General features: G+C 56.2%; 22 protein-coding genes. 18 read left to right on the top strand and 4 right to left on the bottom strand.

The genetic code is table 11. The features are described 5' to 3' along the window. Positions 1–48: 48 nt before the first annotated feature. A complete protein-coding gene (locus tag SD425_RS12095) occupies positions 49–291 on the bottom strand; it encodes a hypothetical protein (protein ID WP_324678874.1) in 243 nt (80 codons plus the stop codon). A 185-nt stretch (positions 292–476) separates the two neighbouring features. On the opposite strand from SD425_RS12095, the gene SD425_RS12090 reads away from it, so the two are divergent. From SD425_RS12090 to SD425_RS12030, 13 genes are all read left to right on the top strand, one after another. Further along, complete coding sequence (locus SD425_RS12090) at positions 477–2,777, top strand: efflux RND transporter permease subunit (RefSeq protein ID WP_324678872.1); 2,301 nt, start codon at positions 477–479, stop codon at positions 2,775–2,777. 126 nt (positions 2,778–2,903) lie between these two features. Continuing rightward, positions 2,904–3,452, top strand: coding sequence for a hypothetical protein (locus SD425_RS12085; protein WP_324678869.1), 549 nt, complete (start codon positions 2,904–2,906; stop codon positions 3,450–3,452). Positions 3,453–3,487: 35 nt separating this feature from the next. Further along, complete coding sequence (locus SD425_RS12080) at positions 3,488–3,838, top strand: hypothetical protein (RefSeq protein ID WP_324678867.1); 351 nt, start codon at positions 3,488–3,490, stop codon at positions 3,836–3,838. Positions 3,839–3,996: 158 nt separating this feature from the next. After that, positions 3,997–5,367, top strand: coding sequence for a hypothetical protein (locus tag SD425_RS12075; protein WP_324678865.1), 1,371 nt, complete (start codon positions 3,997–3,999; stop codon positions 5,365–5,367). Beyond that, positions 5,364–6,917: a DUF5691 domain-containing protein gene (locus SD425_RS12070; RefSeq protein ID WP_324678863.1), complete on the top strand. Its 1,554-nt coding sequence runs from the start codon at positions 5,364–5,366 to the stop codon at positions 6,915–6,917. The genes SD425_RS12075 and SD425_RS12070 overlap by 4 nt, the downstream gene beginning before the upstream one ends. Before the next feature lie 240 nt (positions 6,918–7,157). Continuing rightward, positions 7,158–8,255, top strand: a complete 1,098-nt coding sequence (locus SD425_RS12065) for an ATP-binding protein (protein WP_324678860.1) — start codon at positions 7,158–7,160, stop codon at positions 8,253–8,255. Between the two features lie 20 nt (positions 8,256–8,275). Further along, on the top strand, positions 8,276–8,872 hold the full coding sequence (locus tag SD425_RS12060) for a hypothetical protein (RefSeq protein ID WP_324678858.1): 597 nt from the start codon (positions 8,276–8,278) through the stop codon (positions 8,870–8,872). Further along, positions 8,853–9,302 carry a hypothetical protein gene (locus tag SD425_RS12055; RefSeq protein WP_324678855.1) on the top strand — a complete coding sequence of 150 codons (450 nt, stop codon included), beginning with the start codon at positions 8,853–8,855 and terminating at the stop codon, positions 9,300–9,302. The genes SD425_RS12060 and SD425_RS12055 overlap by 20 nt, the downstream gene beginning before the upstream one ends. Before the next feature lie 4 nt (positions 9,303–9,306). Then, positions 9,307–11,631 (top strand): DUF5682 family protein, encoded by a 2,325-nt coding sequence (locus SD425_RS12050; RefSeq protein WP_324678853.1) that lies wholly within the window; start codon positions 9,307–9,309, stop codon positions 11,629–11,631. A gap of 318 nt (positions 11,632–11,949) precedes the next feature. Next, on the top strand, positions 11,950–12,216 hold the full coding sequence (locus SD425_RS12045) for a hypothetical protein (protein ID WP_324678851.1): 267 nt from the start codon (positions 11,950–11,952) through the stop codon (positions 12,214–12,216). A 12-nt stretch (positions 12,217–12,228) separates the two neighbouring features. Further along, the gene (locus SD425_RS12040; protein WP_324678848.1) at positions 12,229–14,190 is read left to right on the top strand and encodes an ATP-binding protein; all 1,962 of its coding nucleotides are present in this window, start codon (positions 12,229–12,231) and stop codon (positions 14,188–14,190) included. Between the two features lie 39 nt (positions 14,191–14,229). Then, a complete protein-coding gene (locus tag SD425_RS12035; protein WP_324678846.1) occupies positions 14,230–15,342 on the top strand; it encodes a VWA domain-containing protein in 1,113 nt (370 codons plus the stop codon). 297 nt (positions 15,343–15,639) lie between these two features. Then, positions 15,640–17,622, top strand: a complete 1,983-nt coding sequence (locus SD425_RS12030; RefSeq protein ID WP_324678844.1) for an AAA domain-containing protein — start codon at positions 15,640–15,642, stop codon at positions 17,620–17,622. 45 nt (positions 17,623–17,667) lie between these two features. Here SD425_RS12030 and SD425_RS12025 read toward each other — a convergent pair whose 3' ends face one another. Together SD425_RS12025 and SD425_RS12020 are read right to left on the bottom strand one after the other, a co-directional pair. Beyond that, a complete protein-coding gene (locus tag SD425_RS12025; protein WP_324678842.1) occupies positions 17,668–18,258 on the bottom strand; it encodes a hypothetical protein in 591 nt (196 codons plus the stop codon). A gap of 143 nt (positions 18,259–18,401) precedes the next feature. Next, positions 18,402–19,547: a hypothetical protein gene (locus tag SD425_RS12020; protein WP_324678840.1), complete on the bottom strand. Its 1,146-nt coding sequence runs from the start codon at positions 19,545–19,547 to the stop codon at positions 18,402–18,404. Positions 19,548–19,860: 313 nt separating this feature from the next. Here SD425_RS12020 and SD425_RS12015 point away from each other — a divergent pair, with 313 nt between their 5' ends. Both SD425_RS12015 and SD425_RS12010 read left to right on the top strand, forming a co-directional pair. After that, positions 19,861–20,376 carry an FKBP-type peptidyl-prolyl cis-trans isomerase gene (locus SD425_RS12015; protein WP_324678838.1) on the top strand — a complete coding sequence of 172 codons (516 nt, stop codon included), beginning with the start codon at positions 19,861–19,863 and terminating at the stop codon, positions 20,374–20,376. A gap of 601 nt (positions 20,377–20,977) precedes the next feature. Then, positions 20,978–21,700, top strand: coding sequence for a SprT family zinc-dependent metalloprotease (locus SD425_RS12010; protein ID WP_324678836.1), 723 nt, complete (start codon positions 20,978–20,980; stop codon positions 21,698–21,700). Between the two features lie 42 nt (positions 21,701–21,742). Here the strand turns inward: SD425_RS12010 and SD425_RS12005 are convergent, their stop codons facing one another. Beyond that, positions 21,743–22,357: an acyl carrier protein phosphodiesterase gene (locus SD425_RS12005; protein WP_324678834.1), complete on the bottom strand. Its 615-nt coding sequence runs from the start codon at positions 22,355–22,357 to the stop codon at positions 21,743–21,745. Between the two features lie 107 nt (positions 22,358–22,464). Here SD425_RS12005 and SD425_RS12000 point away from each other — a divergent pair, with 107 nt between their 5' ends. The 3 genes from SD425_RS12000 to leuS all read left to right on the top strand — a co-directional run bounded on the left by SD425_RS12000 (position 22,465) and on the right by leuS (position 26,908). Continuing rightward, the gene (locus SD425_RS12000) at positions 22,465–22,974 is read left to right on the top strand and encodes a pyridoxamine 5'-phosphate oxidase family protein (RefSeq protein WP_324678832.1); all 510 of its coding nucleotides are present in this window, start codon (positions 22,465–22,467) and stop codon (positions 22,972–22,974) included. A gap of 189 nt (positions 22,975–23,163) precedes the next feature. Continuing rightward, the gene (locus tag SD425_RS11995) at positions 23,164–23,877 is read left to right on the top strand and encodes a spheroidene monooxygenase (RefSeq protein ID WP_324678830.1); all 714 of its coding nucleotides are present in this window, start codon (positions 23,164–23,166) and stop codon (positions 23,875–23,877) included. A 247-nt stretch (positions 23,878–24,124) separates the two neighbouring features. Then, on the top strand, positions 24,125–26,908 hold the full coding sequence (leuS, locus tag SD425_RS11990; protein WP_324678828.1) for a leucine--tRNA ligase: 2,784 nt from the start codon (positions 24,125–24,127) through the stop codon (positions 26,906–26,908). Positions 26,909–26,961 lie beyond the last annotated feature (53 nt).

The raw sequence follows: 26,961 nt of genomic DNA, 5'->3' as shown, positions 1-26,961 counted from the left end.
CCCTACCATGTTGTTGATAGGGCCCTTTGAAGAATAAGCTTGGGCTTCTTACAGCGACTTCTGCACAGCTGTAGCCGTTGGCATAGTCGTTTTTAGCGAAGCTGTTTTGGTGCTTTTCTTGGCGCAGCAGGCGGGAACGCCGGCGGCACTCCCTGCCATAGCGCAATGCGCCTTCATTTCGGCAGAACAAGTTTCTTTCTTGGCCTTTTTGGCTTTGTCGTCTTTGCCGTCGTGGGCGGCAGCGGTGCCGACGAAGGCAAACAGCGTGAGAGCGAGCAGGGCGTTTTTCATAACTGAAACAAAGAAGTGGAGTGAAACAAAAGCGGAGCGGGCATGGTTGGCTTCACGCTGCCCTAAAGTACAAAAGGCTAGGGAAAGTAGCGCGGACTTTGTGGTCCGCGCGTGCTCGTTATTAGGCCCGGACCACAAAGTCCGCGCTACACAGACCATGTCCGCGGACGAACCTCCGTGCTCTTATGCCGCTTCGCAAGCTTAGTTACCTCACGCTCATTGTTCTAGCCCTGCTATCGGCTGTGAGCGTGTACCATGTGGCGCACCTGCGCTTCAACTATAATTTCAACGACTTCTACCCTGCTGGTGACCCCGACCTAGCTTACTACGAAAAGTACTCGGAGCGCTTCGGCAACGACAACGATTTTGTGCTGCTGGCCTTAGAAGCGCCAGCGGGCCATACCGTGTTCAACGGACCTTTTCTGAGTCGCGTCGATTCGCTCACGCGTTTTGCGCAGCGGCAGCGCAATGTGGTGCACGTGGTGTCGCCTACCAACGCTACCAATCCGGTCGTGGAAGGGCTTGGGGTGTTCAACCTCCCCTACCTACACCCAGCCGAACCCGCTCGCCTTCAGGATGATTCGGCGCTGATTTATCGCACGCCAGGGCTGGTCGACAATCTGTTTGCCCGCGATGCTCGCGCCATCACGGTGCTAATTCAAACCTCGCCGGAGTTGAAAAAACCGGCAGGTGACTCGCTGCTTACCAGCATCAAGACCCAGCTCGGGCAGCTAGGTTTTGCGGAAAACAACTACCACCTAGCTGGCCGCCTAGTGGCGCAGTCGGTGTTCGTCGACCGGTTGCAGTGGGAGCTAGCCGTGTTCATGTCGCTGTCGGTGGTACTGGTAACGGTGCTGCTGTGGTTCACCTTCCGCACGTGGTGGGGTGTGGTGCTGCCGCTGATCGTGGTGCTGGGCGCTATCCTGTGGGGGCTTGGGCTGATGGCGGCCTGCGGGATCAGCATTGATCTAATGACGGCCTTGCTGCCGGTGATGATGTTCGTGGTGGGCATGTCGGATACTATCCACATCATCACGCGCTACGTGACGGAGCTAGGGTACGGCGCTAGTAAGAAGGACGCGCTGCTCACTACTATCAAGGAATCAGGTTTTGGGTCGGGCCTGTCGGCCCTGACCACCAGCATCGGCTTCTTCACGCTGATGACCAGCACCATCAAGCCGATTCACAACTTCGGGCTGTTCACAGGTATTTCGGTGTTGCTGGCGTTTGTGCTGTCGTTTACGCTACTGCCAGCCTTGCTGATTCTGCTGCGCAAGCCGCAGCTGCGCACGGCGCGTGAAGACGGCCACAGCTGGGATGGCATACTGGGGCGGCTGTTCCGCTGGGTGCTTACCCGGCGGCGGCTGGTGTTCACGACGGCGGGCCTGATCCTAGCCGGCTCGATCTTCTTCGCCATGCAAATTCGCATCAATTCGGCCTTGCTGGATGACTTGTCGGACAGCGACCCGGTGAAGCAGGACTTCCGCTTTTTTGACCAACGTTTCGCCGGGGTGCGGCCGTTTGAGCTGAATTTGCAGCCGGCTCAAGGCCGTAGCATCTACGACCTAGCTGTGCTGCAAGAAGTTGAGCAGATTGAGAATTACTTGAAGAAAGACTACGACCTGCGAGTAGCGGCTTCGCCCGTTACGATCATTAAATCGGTGCGAAAGGCCCTGAATGGCGGTGGAGTAGAAGAATATCGCCTACCCGACTCGGAAGCGGAGCTACGACGGATCGTTAACAAGGTGAAGCTATTCCGCAAGAAGCCGGAGTTCCGCGCCTTGGTGGCGCCCGATGGCAGCGAAGGCCGACTCACCGGCCGCATGCCCGACGTGGGCAGCATCCGCGCCGACGCCCTGAACCTAGGTCTGCGCCGGTTTCTGCGCCAGCAGATCGACTCCACGGTAGTGCACACGCGCCTAACCGGCTCGGCTAACCTCATCGACAAGAACAACGAGAACCTGACGCTGAACATGATTCAGGGCATGAGCATCGACATTGTGATGGTGGTGCTGATTGTGCTAGCCCTGTTCCGGTCGCTGCGCATGACGGTGGTAGTCATCATTCCTAATCTCGTGCCCATCATCATCGTGGCAGGCGTAATGGGGGCTTGCGGAGTGGCAATGAAGGTAAGTACCAGCATCATCTTCACAATTGCCTTCGGCATTGCCGTCGACGATACCATCCACTTCATCAGTAAGCTTAAGCTCACGCTGCTGCACGAGCCCACCTTGTTCCGGGCTGTGCGCAAGACCTATTTGATGGCGGGCAAAGCGGTTATCGTCACGTCATTGATATTGGTGGGTGGCTTCTCCACCCTCATCTTCTCCCGCTTCGACGGCACCTTTTATGTGGGCGTGCTCATCGGCCTCACGCTGCTCTTCGGCGTGGTAGCCGAGCTGACGCTGTTGCCGCTACTGATCTTGTTTTTCTACAAGCATAAGCCCCGCGAAATTCGGGAGCAAGTGCCGGTGTTAGGTGGGTAGAAATGCGCCAAGGTGCTCGTTGTCTGCGGCGTTTGGGGTAGCCTAGGTCATGCTCTTGCGTTACGGCCAGATCGTTTAGGAATAAATGCGCCGTGGCACGTTCCTACAATCTGCCTATTTTGCCGTATGAAATTCCTGGTTCTTGCCCTCCTACTCCAACAGCCCGCGCCCGTCGATGACCCCGTTCCCCACCTCATTCAGGAGCGAGAAACGTTGGTTCGCCAGTACGAAGAAGCTAATGCCCAGCGCAATAGCCTTTTTGGCAACAAGCCTAGCAAGAAAGACCTGCAGGAGGTGGTGGATGCGCTGAAGGGCATTATTCGCAAAGACAGCGAGCTAATTCAGGCGGTAAAAGAAAGCGGCATTCGTCGCACGGCGGGCATCGTGGCGGAGAAAACCCAGGCCGAGCGGCAAGCAAGCCTAGCGCAGGGCGACCAGTCCTCCACCCGCGAGCGGTTCTACGACCTGCAAAACCAAATTCAAGACCTCGAGCTTCGCGACAAGCAGCGACAGAAAAAGCTAGCCGAAGCGCAGGAGCAGCTCGCCACTGCTGATGCCACCCGCACCAGCCGCGAACTAATAGCCGTAGCGCTGGCCTTGCTCAGCGCGAGCTTGTTGGTGTACGTGTACCGGTTGCGCCAAAAGTTGCCCGTACGGCGCGCTCGGCGGGGGTAAGGAACCACGTTAGCCTCTTAACCCTAGCTTTTCTCATGCTCATTCCTGCCGCCGACTACCTGACGTACGCCGAGGCGGTGACTTTATACAACGACCTGCGCGAGGCAGAAATCATTGCTCTGGTTAAGAGCGCTGGCCCGCCCTCCTTTCCGTTTGGCGACGGACTTTATTACCAGCTCCTGATTGAGGAAGATGAGGTCGAAGCTGCACGGGGCATCGTGGCCGAGTTTGAGCAGCACCGCACGGCGGAAGTACCGAACCGCTGCCCACGCTGCGGCTCCACGGACACGTTGCCGGCGCCGCATGTGCGGTGGTGGAAACGCCTATTCTACGCTGGCACCACCTTATACCAGTGCCAAAACTGCGGCGCTTCGTTTGCGACTTAGTATGCTAGCTTTTGAGGAGCAAACCCAACACATTGAGCATCTGATTACTACAATATTTAGCAATTTTTCTAATTATATTAGCTTGCCTTTCCAAGCTCAGCTACTATTTTAGGCATCTAATACGACGCTGATTTTTACGCCGCAAACGGCCTTGTTAGTTGATCTGGACGGAAGAACAAGTACGCGCGCTGGTGACCGACGCCGGCACGCTCAAGCGGGGTCTTGACCTCGCCATGCCTCCCAAGTGGAGCAACCTAGGCCGCACCGACACGGCCGCCTGGGGCGAATGCGCGGGCAGTGGCTCCAAGCCCTATCAAGTTGGCATCGACCTCACGGAGCCTGCTTTCAAGTGTTCTTGCCCGAGCCGGGTATTCCCTTGCAAGCACGGCGCGGGGCTGCTGCTCTTGTTAGCACGTGAAGCAGCGCGCTTTACGGGCAACACATCGCCCCCTTGGCTGGCAGAGTGGCTTGCTAAGCGGGAGCAAAACCAGCCCAAGAAAGTCACCCAAGCGCCCGTCGCAAAAGCCATCGATGACCCTAGCGCTTCGGAAGTTGAGGAATCTACTGTACAAGAGGCGGCTAGCCTCGTTAGCGAAGCTCGTTTGCAACGCATGCAGCGCGGCGCAGCGGAACTACTGATCTGGCTGCAAGACCTTATCAGCGCGGGCCTAGCTCAAACCGAAAATCAGCCCCGCACCTTCTGGGAAAACCAGGCGGCGCGCCTCGTTGATGATCAACTCCCTGGCCTAGCTTCCGTGCTGCGCGAGTTGGCTACATTGCGCTACGCGGGCCTCGATTGGCCAGAGCGGCTGTTGGCCCGGCTCGGCGAGTTATACTTGCTGGTGCGTGCCTTCCTGCGGCTAGAGCAACTATCCCCGGAGCTTCAGCAGGATGTTCTTCAACTCGTTGGCATCAATAGCAAGAAGGAAGACGTGCAAGCCCAGCAACCTGCCGTGGCTGACACTTGGTTGGTGGTAGGGCAAGTCACAAAGGAGGAAGAACGGCTACTGGCCCGCCGAACCTGGCTGTGGGGCATTGGCACGGGGCGTTACGCACTGGTGCTGGAGTATTCTTTTGGCGGCCAAGCTTTTGCCACAGCGTTGGTGCCTGCTGGCCAGTACGTGGGCAGTCTCGCCTTTTACCCCAGCGCCTGCCCGCTGCGCGCTGTGACGACAGGCGCCTGGACATTCAGCGGCATCCGGCCTCGCCTGATGCCTGCTGGCAACTCCATTCATGGTTTCCTCGACACTTATACCACCGCGCTTAGCCACTTGCCTTGGCTGCGCGAGTGGCCCGTGACGCTTAATGGCGTAATACCCCAGTTCGACCCTAAGGCGCAGCCCATTCTCTTTCACCCAACCGAGCAGCTCCAATTGCCCCTACGCTGCGACCCAGAGCTAGCCTGGCAACTCCTGGCCGCCAGTGGTGGGCAACCGCTCACGATCTTCGGTGAGTGGAATGGCCACGCCTTTTTTCCCATCATGCACTGGGCCGCGCCGGTAGCGGCCCCAACAGCCATTTCCGCATGAACCCGCACACCGACTGGCAACAATTGCTGCGCGTGACCCTGCTTGGCACCCGCCAAAGCGGCGAAGGAGTACCTAGCTTGGCAGAGTTGCCCACGCCAGCATCCCGCGAGGAGCAAGTTTTGTTAGCAGCAGGCTCCTTGGCCCTGGTGCGCAAAGCGGGCTTCAAAGCGCCCGTAGCCGCCCCTTCCGAAACGCAGCTGGCGCCAGCTGAAACCGCGCCGACCTTAGGTTTGAAAGGCCAGGATGCGTTGCGTCAACTATTGATGGAACGCTACCCTGCGTTGCTGTCCGATTATTTGGTCAGCGTAGCGCAAGTTGGGCGCCGGGTACCACACCAGCAGTTGGTATCCCTGCTCAACTATGTACGTACCCGCTCTGAGCTGCACGCGCCGGCCGCGGCAGTGCTCGGGGAGCGGGGCTCGTGGCTGGTGCGGCTCAATTCGGAGTGGCAGCACGTGCTAGCCGCTTCAGAGGTGCCCGACTCAGCAACGTGGGAAACCGGCACGCTCAGCCAACGACAGACCTATTTACAAACCATACGACAGCAAGACCCCGCGCAGGCCCGGGAGCTATTAGCCGTTGCTTTGCCCCTGGAGCCCGTCAAAACGCAAGCCGCACTCCTATCGACGCTCATTCCGGTTCCTACCCTACACGCCGACGATGCTCCGCTGCTAGAGCACTATTTGGCCTCAAAAAGCAAGGAAGTTCGCCAAACGGTAACGCCCTTGCTGGCACGCACGCCTGGCAATACCTTAGTAGAACGTTTGTGGCAATACGCCCTGCCTTGTCTAGAGCTAAAAAAGCCGCTACTGGGCCGCAAAAAGCTGGATGTCACCTTGCCCGCTGCGTGGTCGCCGGCATGGCAAGCGGATGGTATTGAGCAGAAAGACAACCGCTTCACTGGCGAAAAGGCGGCGTGGCTAGGTCAGTTCCTAGCCCTGATTCCGCCCGAGCGGTGGACTGCCCACTGGGACATCTCCCCTGCCGATCTGCTGGCGCTAGCGGCTACTAGCGAGTGGGCTTCGTTGCTGCTACCAGCTTGGAAGTATGCTCTGCTGCTGCACCGCTCCGCCGCTTGGGCCCTCGCCTACCTAGGTTTGCAGCTCACCCACGACAACGTGCCGCCGCTCACGTCTTTCCAAGCCATAGCAACAGCTAGCCACACAGAGGTCACGCGGCTACTTTTGGCGCACCTGCCACGGCACCCGCGCTTCACCCAGCCCGAAGCGCGCTGGGAAACGCTGCTGGTAGACTTGCCCGGCCCATGGCCGGAAGCTCTCACGCACAAGGCTTTGGAAATCATCGAAAACACGCTGACCGTCTCCAACAGCTCGCAGCAGTACCTCCTCATCTACCGGCTCACACAGCTTCTGCGCCACATGCAGCTAACGGTGCCGCCCACCGAGTACGCCCACTGCGCCAAGGCTTTGCGCAACCTAGGCCACGTAGATTCTTCCATCAACACTGCTACCGAGCAGTTTTTAAGTGCGCTTTACTTTCGCCAACAGCTCCACGAAACCCTCACCGAACTACCCGCCCCCGACGGCTGAACGCCTCTCTGTCATCCTGAGCTTGCGAAGGACCTTGTCATGCTCAAACGACAGACACAACAACGACTTGTTCAAACGTGATAAGGTCCTTCGCAAGCTCGGGATGACAGGCGGCGCAATTGTATGATCAGGCTTGATCACGCTATAAACCTATTTCGGCTTGTCATGCCATAAATCTAAGTAGCTGCTAACCAATATTGTACATTGCTAATTTCCAACTCCTAGCCTCTAACTTCCTATATGTCGCTCAATCCCTCTTCCGAAATTCTACGCCCGCACGCTGAGGTGCAATACGCTGAAGAACTCGCCGCCCTCATTGCCCTCGACGACCGCCCCAAGCCGCCTAACTGGAAACTCTCGCCTTGGGCGGTGGTGACATACCTGCTCGGCGGTAAGCTAGATAATGGCTTTGAGATTGAGCCCAAGTACATCGGGCAGCGGCGGCTGATGGAAATTGCCGTAGCTACCCTCGCCACCGACCGCGCCCTGCTGCTGCTCGGCGTACCCGGCACGGCGAAAAGCTGGGTATCGGAGCACCTAACGGCGGCCATCAGCGGGCATTCTAACCTACTTATACAGGGCACGGCGGGCACTTCCGAAGATGCCATTCGCTACTCTTGGAACTACGCCCGCCTTATTGCCGAAGGACCTTCGGCCGGGGCGCTGGTGCCCTCGCCCCTGCTCAAAGGCATGCAGGAAGGCAGCTTGGTGCGGGTGGAAGAACTCACGCGCATCCCCTCCGACGTGCAGGATACGCTCATCACGGTGCTCTCTGAGAAGGTGTTGCCCGTGCCCGAGCTAGCTACCGAGGTGCAGGCCACACGCGGCTTCAACGTGATAGCCACCGCCAACGACCGCGACAAAGGCGTGAACGAGTTGAGCAGCGCCCTGCGTCGCCGCTTCAACACGGTCGTGCTGCCCCTGCCCACTTCCGTAGCCGAGGAAGTGCAGATTGTGCACTCGCGAGTGGAGAAAACCGGCCGCGCCCTACAACTGCCGCCCACTACCGCCGCTCTAGAGCAGATCAGCCGCCTCGTGACCATCTTCCGCGAACTGCGCTCGGGCGTGACTGAGAACGGCAAAACTAAGCTCAAAAGCCCCAGCGGCACGCTCAGCACCGGCGAGGCTATTTCGGTGCTCAACAGCGGCCTAGCCCTAGCCGCCTACTTCGGCGACGGCACCCTGCAAGCCGCCGACCTAGCCGCCGGCCTCACCGGCGCCGTCATCAAAGACCCCGTGCAAGACCGCGTAGTGTGGCTAGAATATCTCGAAACCGTGGTGAAGGAGCGGGATGGGTGGAAAGATTTGTATCGGGCGTGCCGGGAAGTGGTGGAGTAAAAGCAATTTTATTGTATCCCATGAAGCTACTTCGAATTCACAGAAACATTATCCCTCTATTGGCTTTAGCTGGAATATGTGTCTATACACTCCTTACAATCCTTTTTGACAAAGTGTATTATGCAGGCGCATATTACGACAGAGTATTTAGCCTGCCCCACTACGTAGGCTTCGCAGGAGTCGCCGTAAGTCTGCTTGTTTACTTCCTAAAAAGAAGCGTGTTCAAGCCGGTTCTCATCCTGACTTTAACCATGGGGCTGTTCAACCTCGCCAATTTCACTCCCGATAAAGATAGTTTCGGAATAGGCCCGATTGGAATTCAACCTCTCTCTCTGCTGCTACTTGTCATTTACTATTTTCTCAATAAGCAGAGTGCTCACCGCTTTCTACGAGCTTATGTGATTCCGTCACCTAGTCCTCAAAAGAAAGCTGACAACCAACGCGAACGTATAGCCAAGTTCAAAGCCACATTCGCCAAGAGGTCTGAGGAAAGTTTGCTGGAGATGGTACGCAATCAGAATGTCGTACCCGATGCATTAGAGGCAGCGAAGCAGATACTCCATGAGCGAGGTGTAACAAGTCAGATTGATCTTACTGATGCAAAAACACAAGCCTAATTACACTGACCTAGGCCTTTCCAGCCCTATGGGGCCTCAGCTACGAAAACTTGTTGAGGAGCAGCTCATCGTTGATCTAAGATATTATCATATCGATAAGCCAGTTTTAAAATTCGACTGGTCAGAAAGCTGCATTGAAGGAAATGACGCTATATACCTAGACGGGTATCTTGAAAATTATTCTGGCATAACCATTTTTGATGAGGCTGATTGCCTAGTTGCTGATGGCTGGATGGACTTTGTTCTAGCAGGTGATTTTTTCCTTGTTTATTGGGATTTTATAACGACTTGGGACGAAGAAAAACAATTTGCTAATAAAAGTCAGCCTGGTATTCCGGATCATATCTGGTTACAGATACCAGATGATATCAAGGGCAATTACAAGAATGAGCGGATGAAACAACCGCCATTTAGCTCTTCCACTCCCTAGAACAATGACCACCGACCTCCACCTCTGCGGCATCCGCCACCACGGGCCTGGCAGCACCGCCAGCCTCCTGAAAGCACTGGACGATTACCAACCCGACATCGTGCTGCTCGAATGCCCAGCTGACGGCGAGAAGGCGCTAGCTCTAGCGGCCAATCCCAATTTGCAGCCGCCTGTCGCCCTGCTAGTCTACAATCCCAAGCAGCATGCGCAGGCCACCTTTCTACCCTTCGCCCACTTCTCGCCCGAGTGGCAGGCGGTGCAGTGGTGCGCGCAGCACGACGCCCACTTGCGCTGCTTCGATCTGCCAATGGCCTTACGCTTCGCGCTACCCGATACCGTGGAGCAGGTGCCTAGCGCGGCCCCTCGTGAGCTTCTGCGACGAGAAGACAAAACGCCCAGCGCGGCCGAAGCACCGGAAGCAGACGAGACAGCAGTGGAACCTAGCTTTTCTTCTGAAAACCTAGCGCAAGAAACAGAAACCGAACTCCGGCACGACCCTATCGCCCACCTCGCCCGCCTCGACGGCTACTCCGACGGGGAACGGTGGTGGGAAGCCCGCATCGAGCACAGCACCGGCCACGCCGACACCTTCGAAGTCGTGCTATCGATGATGACGGCGTTACGCGAGGAGCTAGCTCAACCCGAATCAGAGGAGACCTTGCTGCGTGAGGCCTACATGCGCGAGACGTTGCGTAACACCCTCAAACAAGGCTACCAGCGCGTGGCGGTGGTGTGTGGGGCCTGGCACGCGCCGGTGCTGCGTGCCGAAGAGTTGCCGCGCTACGCCAAAGACGACAAAGCCCGCCTCAAAGGCCTGAAGAAAGTGCCCACCGAAGCCACCTGGGTACCCTGGACCTACGAGCGGTTAGCTTTTCAGTCGGGCTACGGCGCGGGCGTGCTCTCGCCGGCTTGGTACGAGCTACTGTTTGCCGAGCCCCGCGACCGGATCGTGACGCACTGGATGGTGCGCGCTGCCCACCTGTTGCGGGCGCAGCAGATCGACGCTTCGTCGGCGCACGCTATTGAAGGCGTGCGGCTGGCGGAGGCGCTGGCGGCCGTGCGCGGGCTAGCCTTGCCGGGCATTGCAGAGTTGGAAGAAGCGGCGGTGTCCATCTTCGGGGGCGGCTACGCGGAGGCGCTGCACTTGGTACACCAGCAGCTCGTCATTGGTGAGAAGCTAGGGGAAGTGCCCGAGGAACTACCTGCCTCGCCCTTGCAGCAAGACCTAGCGCAGCAGCAAAAAGCCTTGCGTCTCAAGCCCGAAGCTGCCAGCAAAACGCTTGCACTCGACCTGCGCAAAGACCTCGACCTAGGTCGGAGCCACTTGCTGCACCGTTTGCAGCTGCTCGGCATTCGGTGGGGTCAGCCGCAGCGAGTGCAAGGCAAGAGCGGCACCTTCCACGAGGTATGGGAGCTGCAATGGCGTCCTGAAATGGTGCTCGGTGTGCTAGAAGCTAGCCGTTGGGGCAACACCATTTTGGCCGCTGCCAGTGGAGCCGCCGCTCACCGCGCCCAAGAAGCTACCGACCTAGGCCAGATTAGTCAGCTGCTGGAAGAAGCCCTGCGCGCCGACCTAGGTCCGGCCCTACCCGCGCTGGTGGCCCGCCTCGAAACGCTGAGCGCCGGCACGCGCGACGTGGTGCACTTACTCACGGCCTTGCCGCCGCTGGTGAACGTACTGCGTTACGGCAACGTGCGTCGCACTGAAAGCGCCCAAGTGGCAGAAGTAGTTCACCACTTGGTTCCGCGCCTATGCATTTCGCTGCCTCTGGCATGCACGGGCCTGGATGCGGATGCTGCCCGGCAGTTGCTGGAACGCATTGAAGCCGTGCACCAGTCCATCCGCCTGCTGCCCGATGAAGCCCAACACGCTGGTTGGTATGCCGCCCTGCGTACCATTGCGCAACAACCTAGCAGCAGTGGCCTGCTTGCTGGCGCTGCTACCCGGCTACTATTCGATGCCCAGCAGATAGCTCCCGACGACACAGCCACGCTGCTTGGCCTAGCCCTCGCGCCTGCTCAGCCCACCGAATATGCCACCGCCTGGATCGAAGGCTTCTTGCGTGGGAGCGGCCTGCTGCTCATCCACAACGGCGTGCTGTTCGAGTTGCTCGACGATTGGCTGACGAGCCTGGACGAGCCTGTGTTTCAGGAAATCGTGCCGCTGCTGCGCCGCTCCTTCGCCGATTTTAGCCAGCCCGAACGGCAGCAGGTATTAGCGCTGGCGGTAGATGGACCGATGGCGCAGCAAAAGCAGGAAACGGACATTGACTTGGCGCGTGGGCTGCGCGTGCTGCCAGTACTACGAGAGCTGTTAGGCATGACGTAGCCATAGCGCTTGATTAGCTATAACTAACTGGTTCATTGCCCCACTACAAGCAAGCATAAAGCACTTACACCTTCTCACCCCATTCTTACTGGCGCTGCTCCGAAGGTGATAAGCAGTCTCCATATTTGTTCCTATTTATTCCCCGCTTGCAGCAGCAAAACTCTTGCTCTGCACCCGTATCTTTAGCCTCTGCTCTTTGGATAAGCCTCACCGATCTTATCCCTCTTTTCCACCTATTTAGCCAGGATACTTGCTGGGTATTTGGTTGCCGCCGCCCGTGGCAAACCCGATTCTAGTCAGTCCACTCCTCATCCTCTTGTGCGCGTTTTTCTGCTGTCTGTTCTGTTGCTGCTGTTTACTTTGCTCCCTAGTTTTCCACTACGGGCAGATAGCTACTGGAACGCCGACTACGACTCTCTTCACTATGCTTTGCGTCAGCAACGCCCCGACTTGGCGCGGCTACACACGCTTGTGCACCTGCTCGACGTAACAGAACTAACCGATGCCCGCTTGCGCTCCGAGGCTCTCCCGTTGCTTGATGAGCTGCTAGTGCTCAATGGACAATTGCAGGAATTCAACGATTAACCGTACCGGCTTTTGCGCCAAGGGGTTGGCCTGTGGATAGAGGGTACTAATGATGCGCAGGCGATGCAGCTGCTGCACCGCACAGTCACCTTATTTGACCAGGAGCACCGGCCAATTCCGCGCTTATTGATCGACTTAGCACCGCTGTATAACCGCATGCATCAGCCGGAGGCCCGCTTCGCGTACTTCTTTCGAAAGTTAGCTTACTACCGATTGCACGGCGCTAATGAGAATGCCGCGGCGTGCTACTTGGTGCTGGGGAGTTCCTATCGCCACCAGGGCGATTTCAACCACGCCATCAGCAGCTATTTGCACGCTGCCGACTTATTCAAAGCGTTTGACCGTATGCTGTACGTCAACGAATTGATGGTGGCAGGCTCGGCGTATGAAGAGTGGGGCAATCTTGATAAAGCGCAAGAATACTTGAGTTTAGCCATGCAGCTGGAAAACCGGTACAAGCTAGAGGGCTTGCGGCGCTTTTATACCCTAAATGCCCTTGCCAAACTCACCCTGCGGCAACACCGCTTACCGCAGGGCTTGCATTACGCCGACTTATCCTTGCTGGCTGCTCGCCGCGATCCGCTAGACCGCTTCCCACACACCGCGTATGGGCTCGTGCAAAAAAGTGCCGTATTGGTGGAGCTAGGTCGCACGCAGGAGGCGCTGCCACTATTGCGGCGGGCGCAATCCTTGTCGGATTCGCTGGCACTTACCATTTCTGGTCGGCCTGGCGAGTTCATGCTGGATCAGACGTGGGCACAGTACTATATTGCTATTGGCCAATACCATCGCGCCGAACAGCACTGGCTTCTGGCCTACCAGAAGGCGAATGAAGTAAAATTTAATGTACTACGTCCCAAGCTGTTAAGGCAAATTATCCACTTCTACGACGAGCAGAAACAGCTTACGCAAGTGCAGCGCTATACCCACGCGTACCTAGCCTTGGCCGATTCGATGAATACGGTACAGAACGCATTCAACATTGCGCAGTACGAAGGTGAGCGAACGGAGCAGGCACAAAATGAAAAAATTGAGGGTCTGCGCCATGCGCATGCGCTGCAAACATTGCGTTTGCGTCAGCGCAACTTTCTACTAGCCATATCCTTGGGCGTAGTAACCTTGATATCTGGCTTGGGAGTAGTGCTCTATTATCAGCTCCGAACGAACAAGCGCACACTGGCGCAATTACGTCAGGCCCAAAACCAACTAGTGGCGGCGGAGAAGTGGGCATTCGTGGGAGAGATGTCGGCGGGCATTGCGCACGAGCTACAGAACCCGCTCAACTTCATGAAGCGCTTCGCCGAAGTCAGCACCAAAATGCTTGACGACATGCAGCATCCGCGGAAGAGTGACGGGCACACGGATGAGTTGGAACAAGAGATTGTGGCCGGGCTGAAGCAGAACCTTCAGGAAATCAGCCAACACGGCCTGCGCGCTTCCTCCATTATCAAGGACATGCTCGACCACTCCCGCTCTGGCACAAACCGCCGTCAACCGAACGACTTGAATGCCCTGATAGCCGATCAGTTAGAGCTAGCTTACAAAGGATTACAAGCCCAGGATGCTGCCTTTCATGCCACCCTCACCCTCGACCTAGCACCCGATCTAGCGCCGGTGAGCTTGGTACCGCAGGACATGGGCCGGGTGCTGCTCAACTTGCTAACCAATTCCTTCCACGCCGTGCAGCAGCGCGGGCAAACGGCAGCAGCAGACTACTCCCCTACGGTTTGGATCACGACCAAGCAGTTGGCGCAGCAGATAGAAATTCGCATCCGCGACAATGGCACTGGGATGAGCGAGGAGGTTAAGCAGCAAGCTTTTCAGGCTTTTTTCACCACCAAACCCGCGGGCGTTGGTACGGGCCTGGGGTTGTCGTTAAGCCACGATATTATCACCAAGGGGCACGGCGGTACCATCAACATAAAAACCGAGGAAGGGCATTATACAGAGTTTATTATAACGCTCCCTGCCTAAGCTCATCTTACTGGAATCTACTCAAAGCTAGCTTCTCTCATGTCCAATCCTGCCCGCTGGAAACTCGTGCTGGGCTCGCCAGCCGATGCCGATAATACCATCCCGATGTCCGTAGACTACGGCCGTATGGACGAGGTACTAACCGCCCTCTACGATCAAGACAGCACGGAGCGCAAGGCCGGGCTAGGCGCCTCTTCCCCGCGGGTGTCGCGCTGGCTGGGCGATATCCGCCAGTATTTCCCCTCCTCTGTGGTGGCCGTGATGCAGAAAGATGCCATGGAGCGCCTGGGTTTGCAGCAAATGCTCCTGGAACCGGAGATTTTGCGCACTGTGCAGGCCGATGTGCATTTGGTTGGCTTGCTGATGTCGCTGGGACGCGTGATGCCGGCCAAAGTGAAGCACACCGCCCGCGAAGTAGTGCAGCGCGTGGTGCAGGAGCTAGAGCAAAAGCTTTCGAATCCGCTCCGCCAAGCCGTGCAGGGTGCGCTAAGCCGGGCGGTGCGCAACCCGCGGCCACGCTACCACGAAATCAACTGGACGGCAACCATTCGAGCCAACTTAAAACACTATCAACCTAGCTACAAAACGCTTATCCCCGAAAAGCTCGTTGGCTACGGTAAGCGTGGGCAAGCCCTAAAGGAAATCGTGCTGTGCGTGGACCAAAGTGGCTCGATGGCGTCGTCGGTGGTGTACGCGGGCGTGTTTGGGGCGGTGCTGGCGTCGGTGCGGGCGGTGCGCACCCACATGGTGGTATTCGACACTGCCGTGGCTGACCTCACCCAAGACCTAAAAGATCCGGTAGACTTACTGTTTGGCATCCAGCTCGGCGGCGGCACCGATATCAACCGCGCCATTGCCTACTGTCAGCAACTCATCACCCGCCCCACCGATACAATCCTGGTGCTCATCAGCGACCTGTACGAAGGCGGCAACTCGGCTGAACTACTCAAACGCGCCGCTACGCTCAAAGCGGCCGGCGTCACGTTCGTGGTCCTCCTAGCCCTTAGCGACGATGGCGCCCCTAGCTTCGACCGCCACCTAGCGGAGAAGCTAGCCGCCATGGGCATACCTAGCTTCGCCTGCACCCCCGACAAATTTCCGGGGCTGATGGCGGCGGCTATTCAAGGGAAGGAGCTGCAACAGTTCATGTAAGCGCAACTGCTATCCGTAGAAAAAACGTTATACTACACTTGTTGAGGCATGACATTATCCACTATATAACTCTATTCCAATCTGGTAAAGTCAATTTTCTACCCAGCTTAGAGTCATGCTCTTGCCTTTATTAATATGGCAGGTTTGTCCCATCTTTCGAGACTTGTAAGATTTAGATAAATATGTCAGACGCATAGCTAACGGATGATTAGCTAAAGCATTCCAAAAATCTCCCCGACCTTCGGCCACCCTTTTGCCGTTTTCGTTGTTATCAACGACCCGATAACGAGTACCATTTTGCCTGACCAACCTACATATACCGATCCCTACGCGTTAGAGAAAGAACTACGCAAAGTCCAAGCGCTCATGAAGCTAGAGCAGCAGGAAGACTTGGAGCAGTTCAAAATCAAGAGCGCTAAAACCAGCATCGCCGAGCGGCAGCACCGCGGCCTGACCTGGTATCCTGTTAAAATCACCAAAGAAGAAATCGGCTTCGGCGGCAAGCTGGTGCTGGAGCTAGAGCGCCCAGCCAGCCAGAACAGCTTGCACTTGTTTCAAGTAGGCCGCAATGCTGCCCTCTTTGGTAACATTCCCAACCGCGCTGCTACCGACCGCCCCACGCTCAACGGCGTGATTACGGCCGTGCGTCGCAACAAAATTCTGCTCGCCACCAACAAAGAAGACCTGCCCGACTGGATTGACGAAGGCAAGTTGGGGGTCGATCTGACCTTCGACGAGGTAAGCTACCGCGAAATGGAGCACGCCTTGCAGAAGGTGATGGGCGCCTACGAAACCCGCCTCGCCGAGCTGCGCGACATTTTGCTAGGTGGTAAACCGGCCCGCTTCCGAGATGAAAGCGAAGCCACCCTCTACTACCCTAGCCCACTGAATGAGTCGCAGCTAGCCGCGGTGCGCCACGTGCTGGCGGCCAAAGACGTAGCTATTATCCACGGCCCGCCTGGCACCGGCAAAACGACCACGCTGGTGCAAGCCATCCTGGAAACGATCCGGCGCGAGCGGCGCGTGCTGGTGTGTGCACCAAGTAATACGGCCGTGGACTTGCTCACCGAAAAGCTAGCGGAACGCGGCGTCAACGTGATTCGCATGGGCAACCCTTCGCGGGTTTCGGATCTGCTGCTGGAGCATACCTTGGACGCGCAGATTATGGCCCATAGAAGCTACCCCGAGCTGAAATCTATGCGCCAAACGGCTGAGCAATACCGCGAAATGGCGGGCAAGTTCAAGCGTCACTTCGGCTGGGAGGAGCGTGAGCAGCGCCGCATGCTCAAGGAGCAAGCCCACCAGATGCTGCAAGATTCTGACAACCTAGAGCGCTACATCACGGAGGATTTGCTCGACAAAGTGCAGGTTCTGACTTGTACGCTCGTGGGAGCCGGCAACCGCGCCATTCGTCACCTCACCTACGAAACGGTGTTTATCGACGAAGCGGCGCAGGCGCTGGAACCCGGCTGCTGGATTCCCATTACGAAGGGCAACCGCGTAGTACTGGCTGGTGACCACCAGCAGCTGCCGCCTACCGTGAAAAGCGAGCAAGCCGCGCGCGACGGTCTGCGTGAAACGCTATTTGAGAAGTGCATCACGCGTCAGCCAGAATCGGCACGCATGCTCACGGTGCAGTATCGCATGCACGAGCAGATTATGGAGTTTAGCTCGGAGCAATTCTACGACGGTAAGCTTGTGGCCGCGCCTAGCGTGGCTCATGCCGACCTAGCCGAGTACGACCTCCGCTTTGCACCCGACCTTGCTGTGGAGTTTCTCGACACGGCCGGCTTTGGCTTCCAGGAGCTAGGTATTGCAGAAAGCCGTTCGGTGGCGAACCCCGAGGAAGCAGATCTGTTGTTGCGCCGCCTCTCGGAGCTGCTCAGCGTATACGTGCCCGAAGACCACCTCACCGATTTGCTCACCGTCGGCGTTATTGCCCCCTACCGCGCCCAGATTAACTACTTGAAAGACAAGGTAGAAGACAGTCCCGAGCTAGCCGAGATGGTGACGCACCGCCTACTAAGCGTCGGCACTGTGGACTCGTTCCAGGGCCAAGAGCGTGACATTATCTGCATCACGATGACGCGCTCCAACGATACGGGCGACATTGGCTTCCTCTCCGATATCCGCCGCATGAACGTGGCCATGACCCGCGCCCGCCGCAAGCTTCTCATCGTCGGCGACTCTGGCACCCTAGGTCGCCACGAGTTTTATAAGGCGTTCTTGGACTATGTGGAGAGCATCGGTGCCTACCGTACGGCCTGGGAAATGCAATAAGACTTGTTTGGTCTATTGAGCGAGCAGCCCAGAGACAACTCAAACTCACAACTTAACAGGCTCAATGTGCTGAATTCCTGCTGTATTGGTCTGGGTAGAAACCCAGCAATTGACTTCTCGTAAGTCGCTAGAAGATTGTAGCTTATCAGGAAGTTCTAGAACTTCCTGATAAGCTACATTTACATAGTAGCGCTGCTTTGTCGTATTATAATGTCCTACTCCATTACCAATCTGCTTTATAGTATGCCATTGGTTTTGTCTTGCATATAGCAAGGTGAGCTTTTTAATAGAATGCTTTTGCGGGTTCAGTTCGACCTGCAAGCTTATCTTCCCGCTTGGTGTTTCTTGAATGGGTATTAGTGCCGTATAGCTAGCTATCTGACGCTCAACGTTCATCAGCTTCACGTCTTGGTACGGCGCGTTTGAATCAGGGTTAAGCGTCCCTACTTCATAACCTTGCGTCTTATTCGCGCTATCGGGTTCAACCTGCCAAGAACCAACGGAAGGATCCTTAGCGGCAGAATCTACTGCGCTAGCTGGCTCTTTAATAGTGGAAGTTTTAGATGGTTCGGAACTGCACTGCATTAAGGTCAGCCCTAAAAACGTAGCTAGAAGATTACTTAAAGGAGTATGCATATAAGTAGATAGCCTCTTTTATATGGCTAAGTATAAGTAAAGTTTGAATGGTCGAACATTCAATAAAGGTGTTCACCTATAAAGACAACGAGCCAGCTACTGTGAGTAGCTGGCTCGTTGTCTTTATAGGTGAGCAGTGGCTCTTACTTTATATCAATGTACGACTCCGTATGTGGCGCGTCCGATTTCGTATTTACGAAGTGCTTCACGGGGTTGTCGTAGTCAGAAATGTAGAGGCGTTTGCCTTTCAGCAGCACTTCGGCAGGCTGGTCGAGTTTGCCGCCGGCACCATCGGTGTCGGGGTTTTGAGCTAGGGTTGTTACGGTGTTGTCTTTCAGATTAACGACAAAAATGGCATTCTGACGGGCACCCGTGATGTAAGCCTTATCCGTGGCGCGGTCGATGACGAGGCCATCGATGCAGGTGATTTTGTCGCCTTTCAGGGGCAGGGCTTCTTGCTTGGCCAGCGTGCCGTCGGGCTTTAGTGTCATTTTGTAGAAGGTGCCGTCGCCAAACGAGCCGGTGTAGAAGTTACCCTGGCTGTCGTAGTCGAGGCCGTCAGCTCCGTTGTCCACGCCGGTTTCGTTCACGTTGGTCGTGAACGTAGTTAGTACGTGTGGGTCCTTGGTTTTAGGCTTGAGGTGAATGCGGCCGCGCTTTAGCTCATCGAGCGTGAATACCATAACGGCGCTGCCCTTGTCGTTGTCGGGCATGTCCCACTGGCTATCGGTCACATACAGTTTGTTCCCCTTCCACACCACTGCATTGGCCAAAGCAAAGCTGTCCACAGCCGTTTCGATAGGGCCAGGCTTCCCGTTTTGCATACGCACCCGCATCAGCCGCGACACGAACTTTTTGCTGTTCTCGTACTGGTTTTCGGCGTAGTACAGGTTGCCGTCGGGTCCAAACGCTAAGTCCATGGGCGCGGCCTTCTTAGTGGTAGGCTCTGCGGGCAGGTCCGTTATGTACGGCTTGGCCGAATCTCCTACGATTTCCAGAATAGCAGCCGGGTAGCTGTTATTAGCTAGGTTCGGGATGGAAAGCAGTACGTTGCCATTTGGGGCTAGCGCAAGGCCATCGGGGGTGTTATACTTCTCAGGCAGCTTGAATAGCAGCTTTGGCTCGCCAACCGTTGGGATGCTGCCAGCGGGCACGCCCATGGTGTCGGCCGCGGCTGTTGCCGTAGAGTCGGTGGAAGTGGCGGTAGTAGTCTCGGTTTTGGTCGGATTAGACTGGCAGCTTGCCAGCAATGCGCCGCTCAGAAGCAGCGGAAGAAACTTCGGGTTCATGCAGGTAGAGACGATTAGAAACAGAACGCCGATGCTGTTGCGGTTAGCCTAGGCTTAGAGCAGGTCTAGCACCGCCTAAGCTTGCCGGGTACTTTGGCTAGCAGCATCTTAACGTTATTTTAATGCTCAGCTTAACGCAAAGCGGCTAAAGCAGTTAGGGCAATGCCAAAATCTTACATCCTGCTGGTGACAGGTGCTGAATTTGGGAGTCTTCCTTGCTTGTACCGTCACATTCCAGGTTATTTCCGTAACTAGCTATTGCAATTGCCTAATCCAACACCCAAAAAACGGACACCCCGTCCACCCCTGTAGTATGGCCCAGATCAGCCCCAACAAAGTCGTCACTATCACCTATGACCTGAGCGTGACCGACGAAAACCAAGAGAAAGTATTGGTAGAGTCGGCTGAAGCCGACGCCCCAATGGTCTTTATTTTCGGCCACAGCGGACTACCGGAAGAGTTTGAGAATCAACTAAGCGGCAAAGGCGCTGGCGAGACGTTTAGCTTCTCCCTAACCCCCGACCAAGCCTACGGCGACTACGATCAGCAAGCCGTGGTAAGCATCCCGAAGCAAGTGTTCGAAATCGATGGCAAAATCGATGAAGAGATGCTGCAAGAGGGCAACTTCCTGCCCATGGCCGACAACGAAGGCAACCACATGCAAGGCAAAATCGTCGAAATCGGCGCCGACACCGTGCAGATGGACTTCAACCACCCGCTAGCCGGCATGGTCATGCACTTCGATGGTAAAGTAGAAGGCGTGCGCGACGCGACGCAAGAAGAGCTGGACCACGGCCACGTGCACGGTGAAGGCGGGCACATGCACTAACAATCGATACTAGTTATTGAAAACAAAAAACGGGGCCGCAAGGCCCCGTTTTTTGTTTTCAATAACTAGAGGTCGTCAGCCTTATGTGCATTATGCATTTCTGCTGGCATTTGAGGTGTCTGAGCGCAGAACAGGAGCTTGCAATCAGTTACCTTGGTTGTAAGAAGGTGAAGGCTGAAAAAGAGCAAGGCATGCGTACGTTTATCCCAAACGTACCAGGGCGGTTCACGCGTCAGCTCACCTGAAGTACTGACCGCCCTGTGTTCACCAGCAGCATGCCTCTTACGCTTCCGTTGTCGTTGCAGCGTCAACTTGGCGTGCTCTTTTTCTTCTCCAGTTGCACTAGAGCGCTTATTTCACACCCCCAAACTTGCCATGTACTTAGCGCACACCTGGTCCTAATTATCTGAACAGTGCAAATAATTATGTGAAGCCTCAGTTTCTTGTTTCAAAGCACCATAGGACTGCTCCCTACTAGGCCCTACTAGGCCCTAGCTTGTCCCAAACTCCTCGACCTAGCTAAGCAGGAGCGGCTTCAATTCCCGATTCACATTTACCTTCGTGCTGCCACCTGCTCGCGCCACCCACCACGCCGCCCTACATGCCGATTTTACAGTTTGAAGATTTGACCATTGAAGTCGTCCGAAAAAACATCCGTTCCTTACGCCTGACAGTATATGCGCCGGATGGGCGGGTGCGGGTCGCGGCTCCTTTACGAGTACCTACCGCTTCGATTACTGAGTTTATTTCAGCGCGCCAAGCCTGGATCCGGCGGCACCAAGCCAAGTTTGCGGAGCGGCAACAACCCGTAGCATTCCGCTACGAGTCGGGCGAAATCCACTTCTACCAGGGTCGCGGCTACACCTTGCACATTCACCCTACTGCTGGGCGTCAGCGGGTTGTTCTGCGTGAAGAAGAGCGGTGCTTGGAGCTATATGTACCTGCGGAAAGCACCGCTGCTCAACGGCAGCAAGTGCTAACGGCTTGGTACCGCGCCCAATTAAAAGAGCAACTACCCGCTTTGGCGGCTAAATGGGAACCCGTGGTTGGCGCGCAAGCCAAGGCGTGGGCCATCAAACAGATGAAAACGCGCTGGGGTACGTGCAACATCGCCGCCAAGCGCATCTGGTTGAACTTGGAGCTCATCAAGCAGCCGCTTTCCTGCTTGGAGTACGTGGTGGTGCACGAGCTGGTGCATCTGCATGAGCGCCTGCACAATGCCCGCTTTTGGGGCCTGATGGACCAGTTTATGCCCGATTGGCGCCAGCAGAAAGCCGCTCTCAACCAGGTGATGCTAGCGCCAAGCGGCGCCGATGCTTGCTAATTTTTGCTGCTGCCCGGCCAGCTAGGTACAACTTACGCTGCACTAGCCTTTCGCTAGCTCGAGCTGTACCGCTGCCTGTAGCTCTGGCCAAAACTCCTGGAAGTCTGCCTCATAAGCTAGCAAATCTGCCAGAAATGCCGCGGCGCCGGTAGCGAGCACTTGGGCGCTAGGCACGCGGCGGCTCAGTCCTAGCAATGCGCGTGCAAAGCCCTCAGGCTGAGCATATCCCGTCAGCCAATCGTCGCGCCGCATGTACTGGAACATGTTCTGAAGCTGTTCTGGCAACTCGTGGCGGCGCGTTTGCAACAACGCATAGAGCCGCTGACTAAAGGCCGGCAACGGCTCGGCAGCATCGTAGTGGTAGCGAGAGAAGTCGCGGGCCAGCAGGTGGTCGTAGCCAACATCGGACACGACACCAGCCCACTTACCTAGGCCGGCGGTGCGCAGGCGGGCCGTGGTGCGGCGCACGACGGGGTGCGTATCCGTAAATGAATCGATGAAGCGGTGCAGCCAGATGCCGCGCTGCACGGCAGCGGGGTACGCAAGCAGTCCAGCGCGGCCCCGCACGGCCTCGGCGGCAAAGTTGCCGACTACTACATCGGCGTAATCGGGAGCGGCCGGTGAGCCGGAAAGGAGCAGGTGCGCTAAGAAATTCATGGACCCGGAAGGTACGCCGAAATGCCGAACCCTAAACCTTCAGCCGACTCCACCGTATTTCTGTCTACTCTCCCCTACTACCAAAACCCTTACGAACACCTACCACTATGGCAGAGCATGTTGCCCAAAGTCACGACGTGACGAAGCTGATTGATAGAATCAAAGACATCAAAATTGCGATGCTGACCACGGCAGAAACGAATGGTCAGTTGCACAGCCGTCCGATGTACACCCAGAAGCCAGATGAAGACGGCACTCTGTGGTTCTTCACCGAGAAAGATTCTGCTAAGATCGACGAAGTGCAGCGCGAGCAGCACGTAAACCTAGGTTATTCGAAGCCTGGCGACAACCTGTATGTGTCAATCTCAGGTATCGCCACGATTGTAAACGACCGCACGAAAATCAAAGACCTCTGGACGGAGGGCCTGCGCTCTTGGTTCCCTAAGGGTTCTGATGATCCGAACATTTCGCTGCTCAAAATTGATATTGAGCGCGGTGAGGTATGGGACCAGCCTAGCAACGTGTTAGTAAACGCCTTCGGCTACGTGAAAGCGGTAGCCACTGGCGAGCGTTATCAGCCCACCGGCGACGAGCACGTACAAGTAACGCCTCAGTAAGGCTATTATACTTGAAGATACAAAGGGCGGGAAGCAATTCTCGCCCTTTTTTGTTGGTAAGGAAGTGGCGCGAAGCTCCGCTTCACGTATCGCTGAACGATGAAGCTAGCACGATAACCTAGCCCAGGTCGGTCAACGATACGCGAAGCAGGAGCTTCGCGCTACATTCGTCTGTTAATTTAATACGCCTTGCACACCACCCTTTCCATTTTCGGTCTGAAGCCGGGGCAAGTTCGCTGGGGCTTGGCCCAGATGGGCACCTCACAGCAGCCCCTGCGCCGGGTTCCGGGGTTGCGCTTTTTCAAGCTCCTGGGCAGCGGCGCCGATAACGGCTTTGGCTTGCGCCCCAACCTGCACCGCTACGGGATGATGGCTGTTTGGGAATCGCAGGCGGCGGCCGCCGAGTTCTTCGACACGCACCCGCTTTGGCAGGAATACCAGCGGCGCAGCACCGAAATCTGGACCATCGACCTAGCCCCCTTAAAAGCCCACGGTTTGTGGGACGGGATCAACCCATTTGACTACAAATCAGATATTTCTGAGGTAGAAGGCCCGGTGGCAGTACTTACGCGCGCCTCTATTCGGCTGCGCAAAACACCACGTTTTTGGAAATATGTGGCGCCCACCAGCGCGGCAGTAGCCCATGCGCCGGGCGTGTTAGCGTCCATTGGCCTCGGTGAACTACCAGTGATCCGACAAGCTACCTTCAGCATTTGGGAGTCGGCGCAGGCCATGCAGCAGTACGCCTACCGTGGCGAGCTGCACCGCGAAGTAATTCAGCGCACCCGCCAAGAAGGCTGGTACAGTGAGGAACTGTTTGCGCGGTTCCAGGTGACGCGAAGCGAGGGCACTTGGGATGGCAAGGACCCGCTGGAAACGCAACAATTAACAAGTCAGGATTAGGGCTAGAAAGCTCCCCTCCTTTTTTAGGAGGGGTTGGGAGTGGTCAGACTAGAACTAGAAGCCTAGAGCTAGCCTTTCGTTCAATGGCAAGGAACCACCCCCAACCCCTCCTTAAAAAAGGAGGGGAGCTTTCTCGCTCTAATTCTGATTTTTATAGCTCTAGGCTTCACTTTTACTAATCATCCTGCTCCTTCCCAGCATTTCTGTAATTTCGCCTGTTCAAAAAGTCGCACTATCCCCATTGCTTATGCCCGGTTATCGTCCCGAGGAAATTGAGAAAAAGTGGCAAGCCCACTGGAAAGAGCATAATACCTTTAAGGCTGATAATCAGTCAGAAAAGCCCAAGTACTATGTGCTAGATATGTTCCCTTATCCTTCGGGAGCGGGCCTGCACGTAGGTCACCCACTGGGCTACATTGCCTCCGATATAGTAACGCGCTACAAGCGCTTGCAGGGCTATAATGTGCTGCATCCCATGGGTTTCGACTCGTTCGGCCTACCTGCTGAGCAGTACGCCATCCAGACGGGCCAGCACCCGGCGCTTACCACGGAGAAGAACATTGACACCTATATCAAGCAGCTGAATAGCCTAGGGTTCAGCTACGACTGGAGCCGGGAAGTTCGCACCTCCGACCCCGAGTACTATAAGTGGACGCAATGGATTTTCCTGAAGCTGTTCAACTCCTGGTATAACCTCGATTCGGACCGCGCCGAGCCCATTGAGACACTCATCGCGCAGTTTGAGCAAAACGGCAATGCAGGCGTGCGCGCCGCGGGCGACGACGAAGGACGGCCTAGCTTCACAGCCGACGGGTGGAAGGCACAGTCGGAGCCAGCCCAAATGGCGACGCTTCTTGCCTATCGTTTAGCTTATCAATCAGATACTTACGTTAACTGGTGCGCTGCCCTAGGTACCGTTTTGTCGAACGACGAAGTAAAAGACGGCGTGTCGGAGCGCGGAGGGTTCCCCGTGGAACGTCGTTTGATGCCACAGTGGAACTTGCGCATCACCGCTTACGCCGACCGCCTGCTTCAGGGCCTCGACACTATCGATTGGCCCGAAGCGGTGAAGGAAATGCAGCGCAACTGGATCGGCCGCTCGGTGGGTGCTGAGGTGGTTTTTCCGTTGCAGAACGACCCAAGCCAGAACATTAAGGTGTACACCACGCGCGTCGATACCATCTATGGAGCGACGTTCATGGTGCTGGCGCCGGAGCACGAACTCGTGGAGCAGCTCACCACTGATGAGCAGCGCGAGGCCGTCGAAACTTACATCACCCAGAGCAAGCACCGCTCGGAGCGCGACCGGATGGCCGACGTGAAAACCGTATCGGGTGTGTTTACGGGCAGCTACTGCCTCAATCCGCTCAACAATGAGCCCGTTCCGATTTGGCTAGCCGACTACGTGCTGGCCGGTTATGGCACCGGTGCCGTGATGGCCGTGCCCAGCGGCGACCAGCGCGACTGGACCTTTGCCAAGCACTTTGGCCTGCCCATCATTCAGGTACTCGACGCCCAAAAGGATATCGAAAAAGAAGCTGACCCGACCAAAGAAGGCCGCTTCATCAACTCGGGCATTGTGAACGGCCTAGGTTACAAAGAGGCCACGACCACGCTCATTAGCTGGTTGGAAGAGCGAGGCTTGGGTAAAGGTAAGGTGAACTTCCGGGTGCGTGATGCCATTTTCGGTCGTCAGCGCTACTGGGGCGAGCCGATTCCGATTTATTATAAAGACGGCACCGCTTACGGTTTGCCTGAGAGCGAGCTGCCGCTGGTACTGCCTGAAATCGACGAATACAAGCCCACCGAAACTGGCGAGCCGCCCTTAGGTCGGGCCAAAGACTGGAAATACCAGGGCCAGTACGAGTACGAGCTAAGCACCATGCCCGGCTGGGCAGGATCTTCGTGGTACTACTTGCGCTACATGGATCCGCATAACCAGGAGCGGTTTGTGGGTAAAGAAGCCGAGGAATACTGGAAAACCGTGGACCTCTACATGGGCGGCGCCGAACACGCCACCGGTCACTTGCTGTACTCGCGCTTCTGGTACCTGTTCCTGAAAGACCTAGGTCTGGTGAGCAGCAACGAGCCGTTCCAGAAGCTGATTAATCAGGGGATGATTTTGGGCCGTTCAAACTTTGTGTATCGCATCAACGGCACGAGCCAGTTTGTGACGCTAGGCAAAAAAGGTCAGTATGATACTACACCGCTTCACGTCGATGTCAGCATTGTAGACAACGATGTGCTCGACCAAGAAGCTTTTCGCAAGTGGCGCCCTGACTATGCAAACGCTGAATTTGTTACTGAGGAAAATGGCACCTACGTCTGCGGCACTGAAGTCGAGAAGATGTCGAAGAACAAGTTCAATGTTGTAAACCCTGACGTTTTAGTTGGCCAGTACGGTGCCGACGCGCTTCGCCTTTATGAAATGTTCCTAGGTCCCTTGGAGCAATTCAAGCCGTGGAATACCAGCGGCATGAGTGGCGTATCAGGTTTTCTGAAGAAACTCTGGCGTCTCTTCCACCCCGAAGATGGCAACCTAGCCGTGACCGACGAAGCTGCTACGCCCGCCGAACTGAAGGCTTTGCACAAAGCTATCCGCAAGGCTGCCGATGATATTGATAAGTTCTCGTTCAACACGTCGGTCAGCACGTTTATGATCTGCGTGAACGAGTTAACGGCCCTGAACTGCCATAAGCGCGCCATCTTAGAGCCGCTCACGGTAGTAGTTTCGCCTTACGCGCCGCACGTAGCCGAGGAGCTGTGGACGGAGCTAGGCCATGAGCCTGGCAGCATCAGCTACGCCAGCTTCCCCGAGTTCAAGGAAGAATACTTGGAAGAAGCCACCGTGGAATACCCTATCGCCTTCAACGGCAAGATGCGCGGCAAAATGACGTTTGCCGCCAATGCTCCCGCTAGCAACATCGAGCAGGAAGTACGTGCCTCCGAGGTGTTTGAGAAATTCAGCGAAGGCAAAACACCGAAGAAAGTAATTGTAGTGCCCGGCCGTATGGTGAACGTGGTGCTGTAAATAGAATGACCTAGCTTGTAAAAGGCTCGGCTACTCCGTTCCTATCTATAAGG

Source organism: Hymenobacter sp. GOD-10R (assembly GCF_035609205.1).
Taxonomy (GTDB): domain Bacteria; phylum Bacteroidota; class Bacteroidia; order Cytophagales; family Hymenobacteraceae; genus Hymenobacter.
Note: the sequence above shows the minus strand (reverse complement) of the source record. Positions and strands in the feature narration are given on the sequence as shown.

What these genes read in the sequence shown, in the direction of transcription:
- SD425_RS12095 (WP_324678874.1), bottom strand. Translation starts at nt 291, where the DNA reads ATGAAAAACGCCCTGCTCGCTCTCACGCTGTTTGCCTTCGTCGGCACC.
- SD425_RS12090 (WP_324678872.1), top strand. Translation starts at nt 477, where the DNA reads ATGCCGCTTCGCAAGCTTAGTTACCTCACGCTCATTGTTCTAGCCCTG.
- SD425_RS12085 (WP_324678869.1), top strand. Translation starts at nt 2,904, where the DNA reads ATGAAATTCCTGGTTCTTGCCCTCCTACTCCAACAGCCCGCGCCCGTC.
- SD425_RS12080 (WP_324678867.1), top strand. Translation starts at nt 3,488, where the DNA reads ATGCTCATTCCTGCCGCCGACTACCTGACGTACGCCGAGGCGGTGACT.
- SD425_RS12070 (WP_324678863.1), top strand. Translation starts at nt 5,364, where the DNA reads ATGAACCCGCACACCGACTGGCAACAATTGCTGCGCGTGACCCTGCTT.
- SD425_RS12065 (WP_324678860.1), top strand. Translation starts at nt 7,158, where the DNA reads ATGTCGCTCAATCCCTCTTCCGAAATTCTACGCCCGCACGCTGAGGTG.
- SD425_RS12060 (WP_324678858.1), top strand. Translation starts at nt 8,276, where the DNA reads ATGAAGCTACTTCGAATTCACAGAAACATTATCCCTCTATTGGCTTTA.
- SD425_RS12055 (WP_324678855.1), top strand. Translation starts at nt 8,853, where the DNA reads ATGCAAAAACACAAGCCTAATTACACTGACCTAGGCCTTTCCAGCCCT.
- SD425_RS12050 (WP_324678853.1), top strand. Translation starts at nt 9,307, where the DNA reads ATGACCACCGACCTCCACCTCTGCGGCATCCGCCACCACGGGCCTGGC.
- SD425_RS12035 (WP_324678846.1), top strand. Translation starts at nt 14,230, where the DNA reads ATGTCCAATCCTGCCCGCTGGAAACTCGTGCTGGGCTCGCCAGCCGAT.
- SD425_RS12025 (WP_324678842.1), bottom strand. Translation starts at nt 18,258, where the DNA reads ATGCATACTCCTTTAAGTAATCTTCTAGCTACGTTTTTAGGGCTGACC.
- SD425_RS12020 (WP_324678840.1), bottom strand. Translation starts at nt 19,547, where the DNA reads ATGAACCCGAAGTTTCTTCCGCTGCTTCTGAGCGGCGCATTGCTGGCA.
- SD425_RS12015 (WP_324678838.1), top strand. Translation starts at nt 19,861, where the DNA reads ATGGCCCAGATCAGCCCCAACAAAGTCGTCACTATCACCTATGACCTG.
- SD425_RS12010 (WP_324678836.1), top strand. Translation starts at nt 20,978, where the DNA reads ATGCCGATTTTACAGTTTGAAGATTTGACCATTGAAGTCGTCCGAAAA.
- SD425_RS12005 (WP_324678834.1), bottom strand. Translation starts at nt 22,357, where the DNA reads ATGAATTTCTTAGCGCACCTGCTCCTTTCCGGCTCACCGGCCGCTCCC.
- SD425_RS12000 (WP_324678832.1), top strand. Translation starts at nt 22,465, where the DNA reads ATGGCAGAGCATGTTGCCCAAAGTCACGACGTGACGAAGCTGATTGAT.
- leuS (WP_324678828.1), top strand. Translation starts at nt 24,125, where the DNA reads ATGCCCGGTTATCGTCCCGAGGAAATTGAGAAAAAGTGGCAAGCCCAC.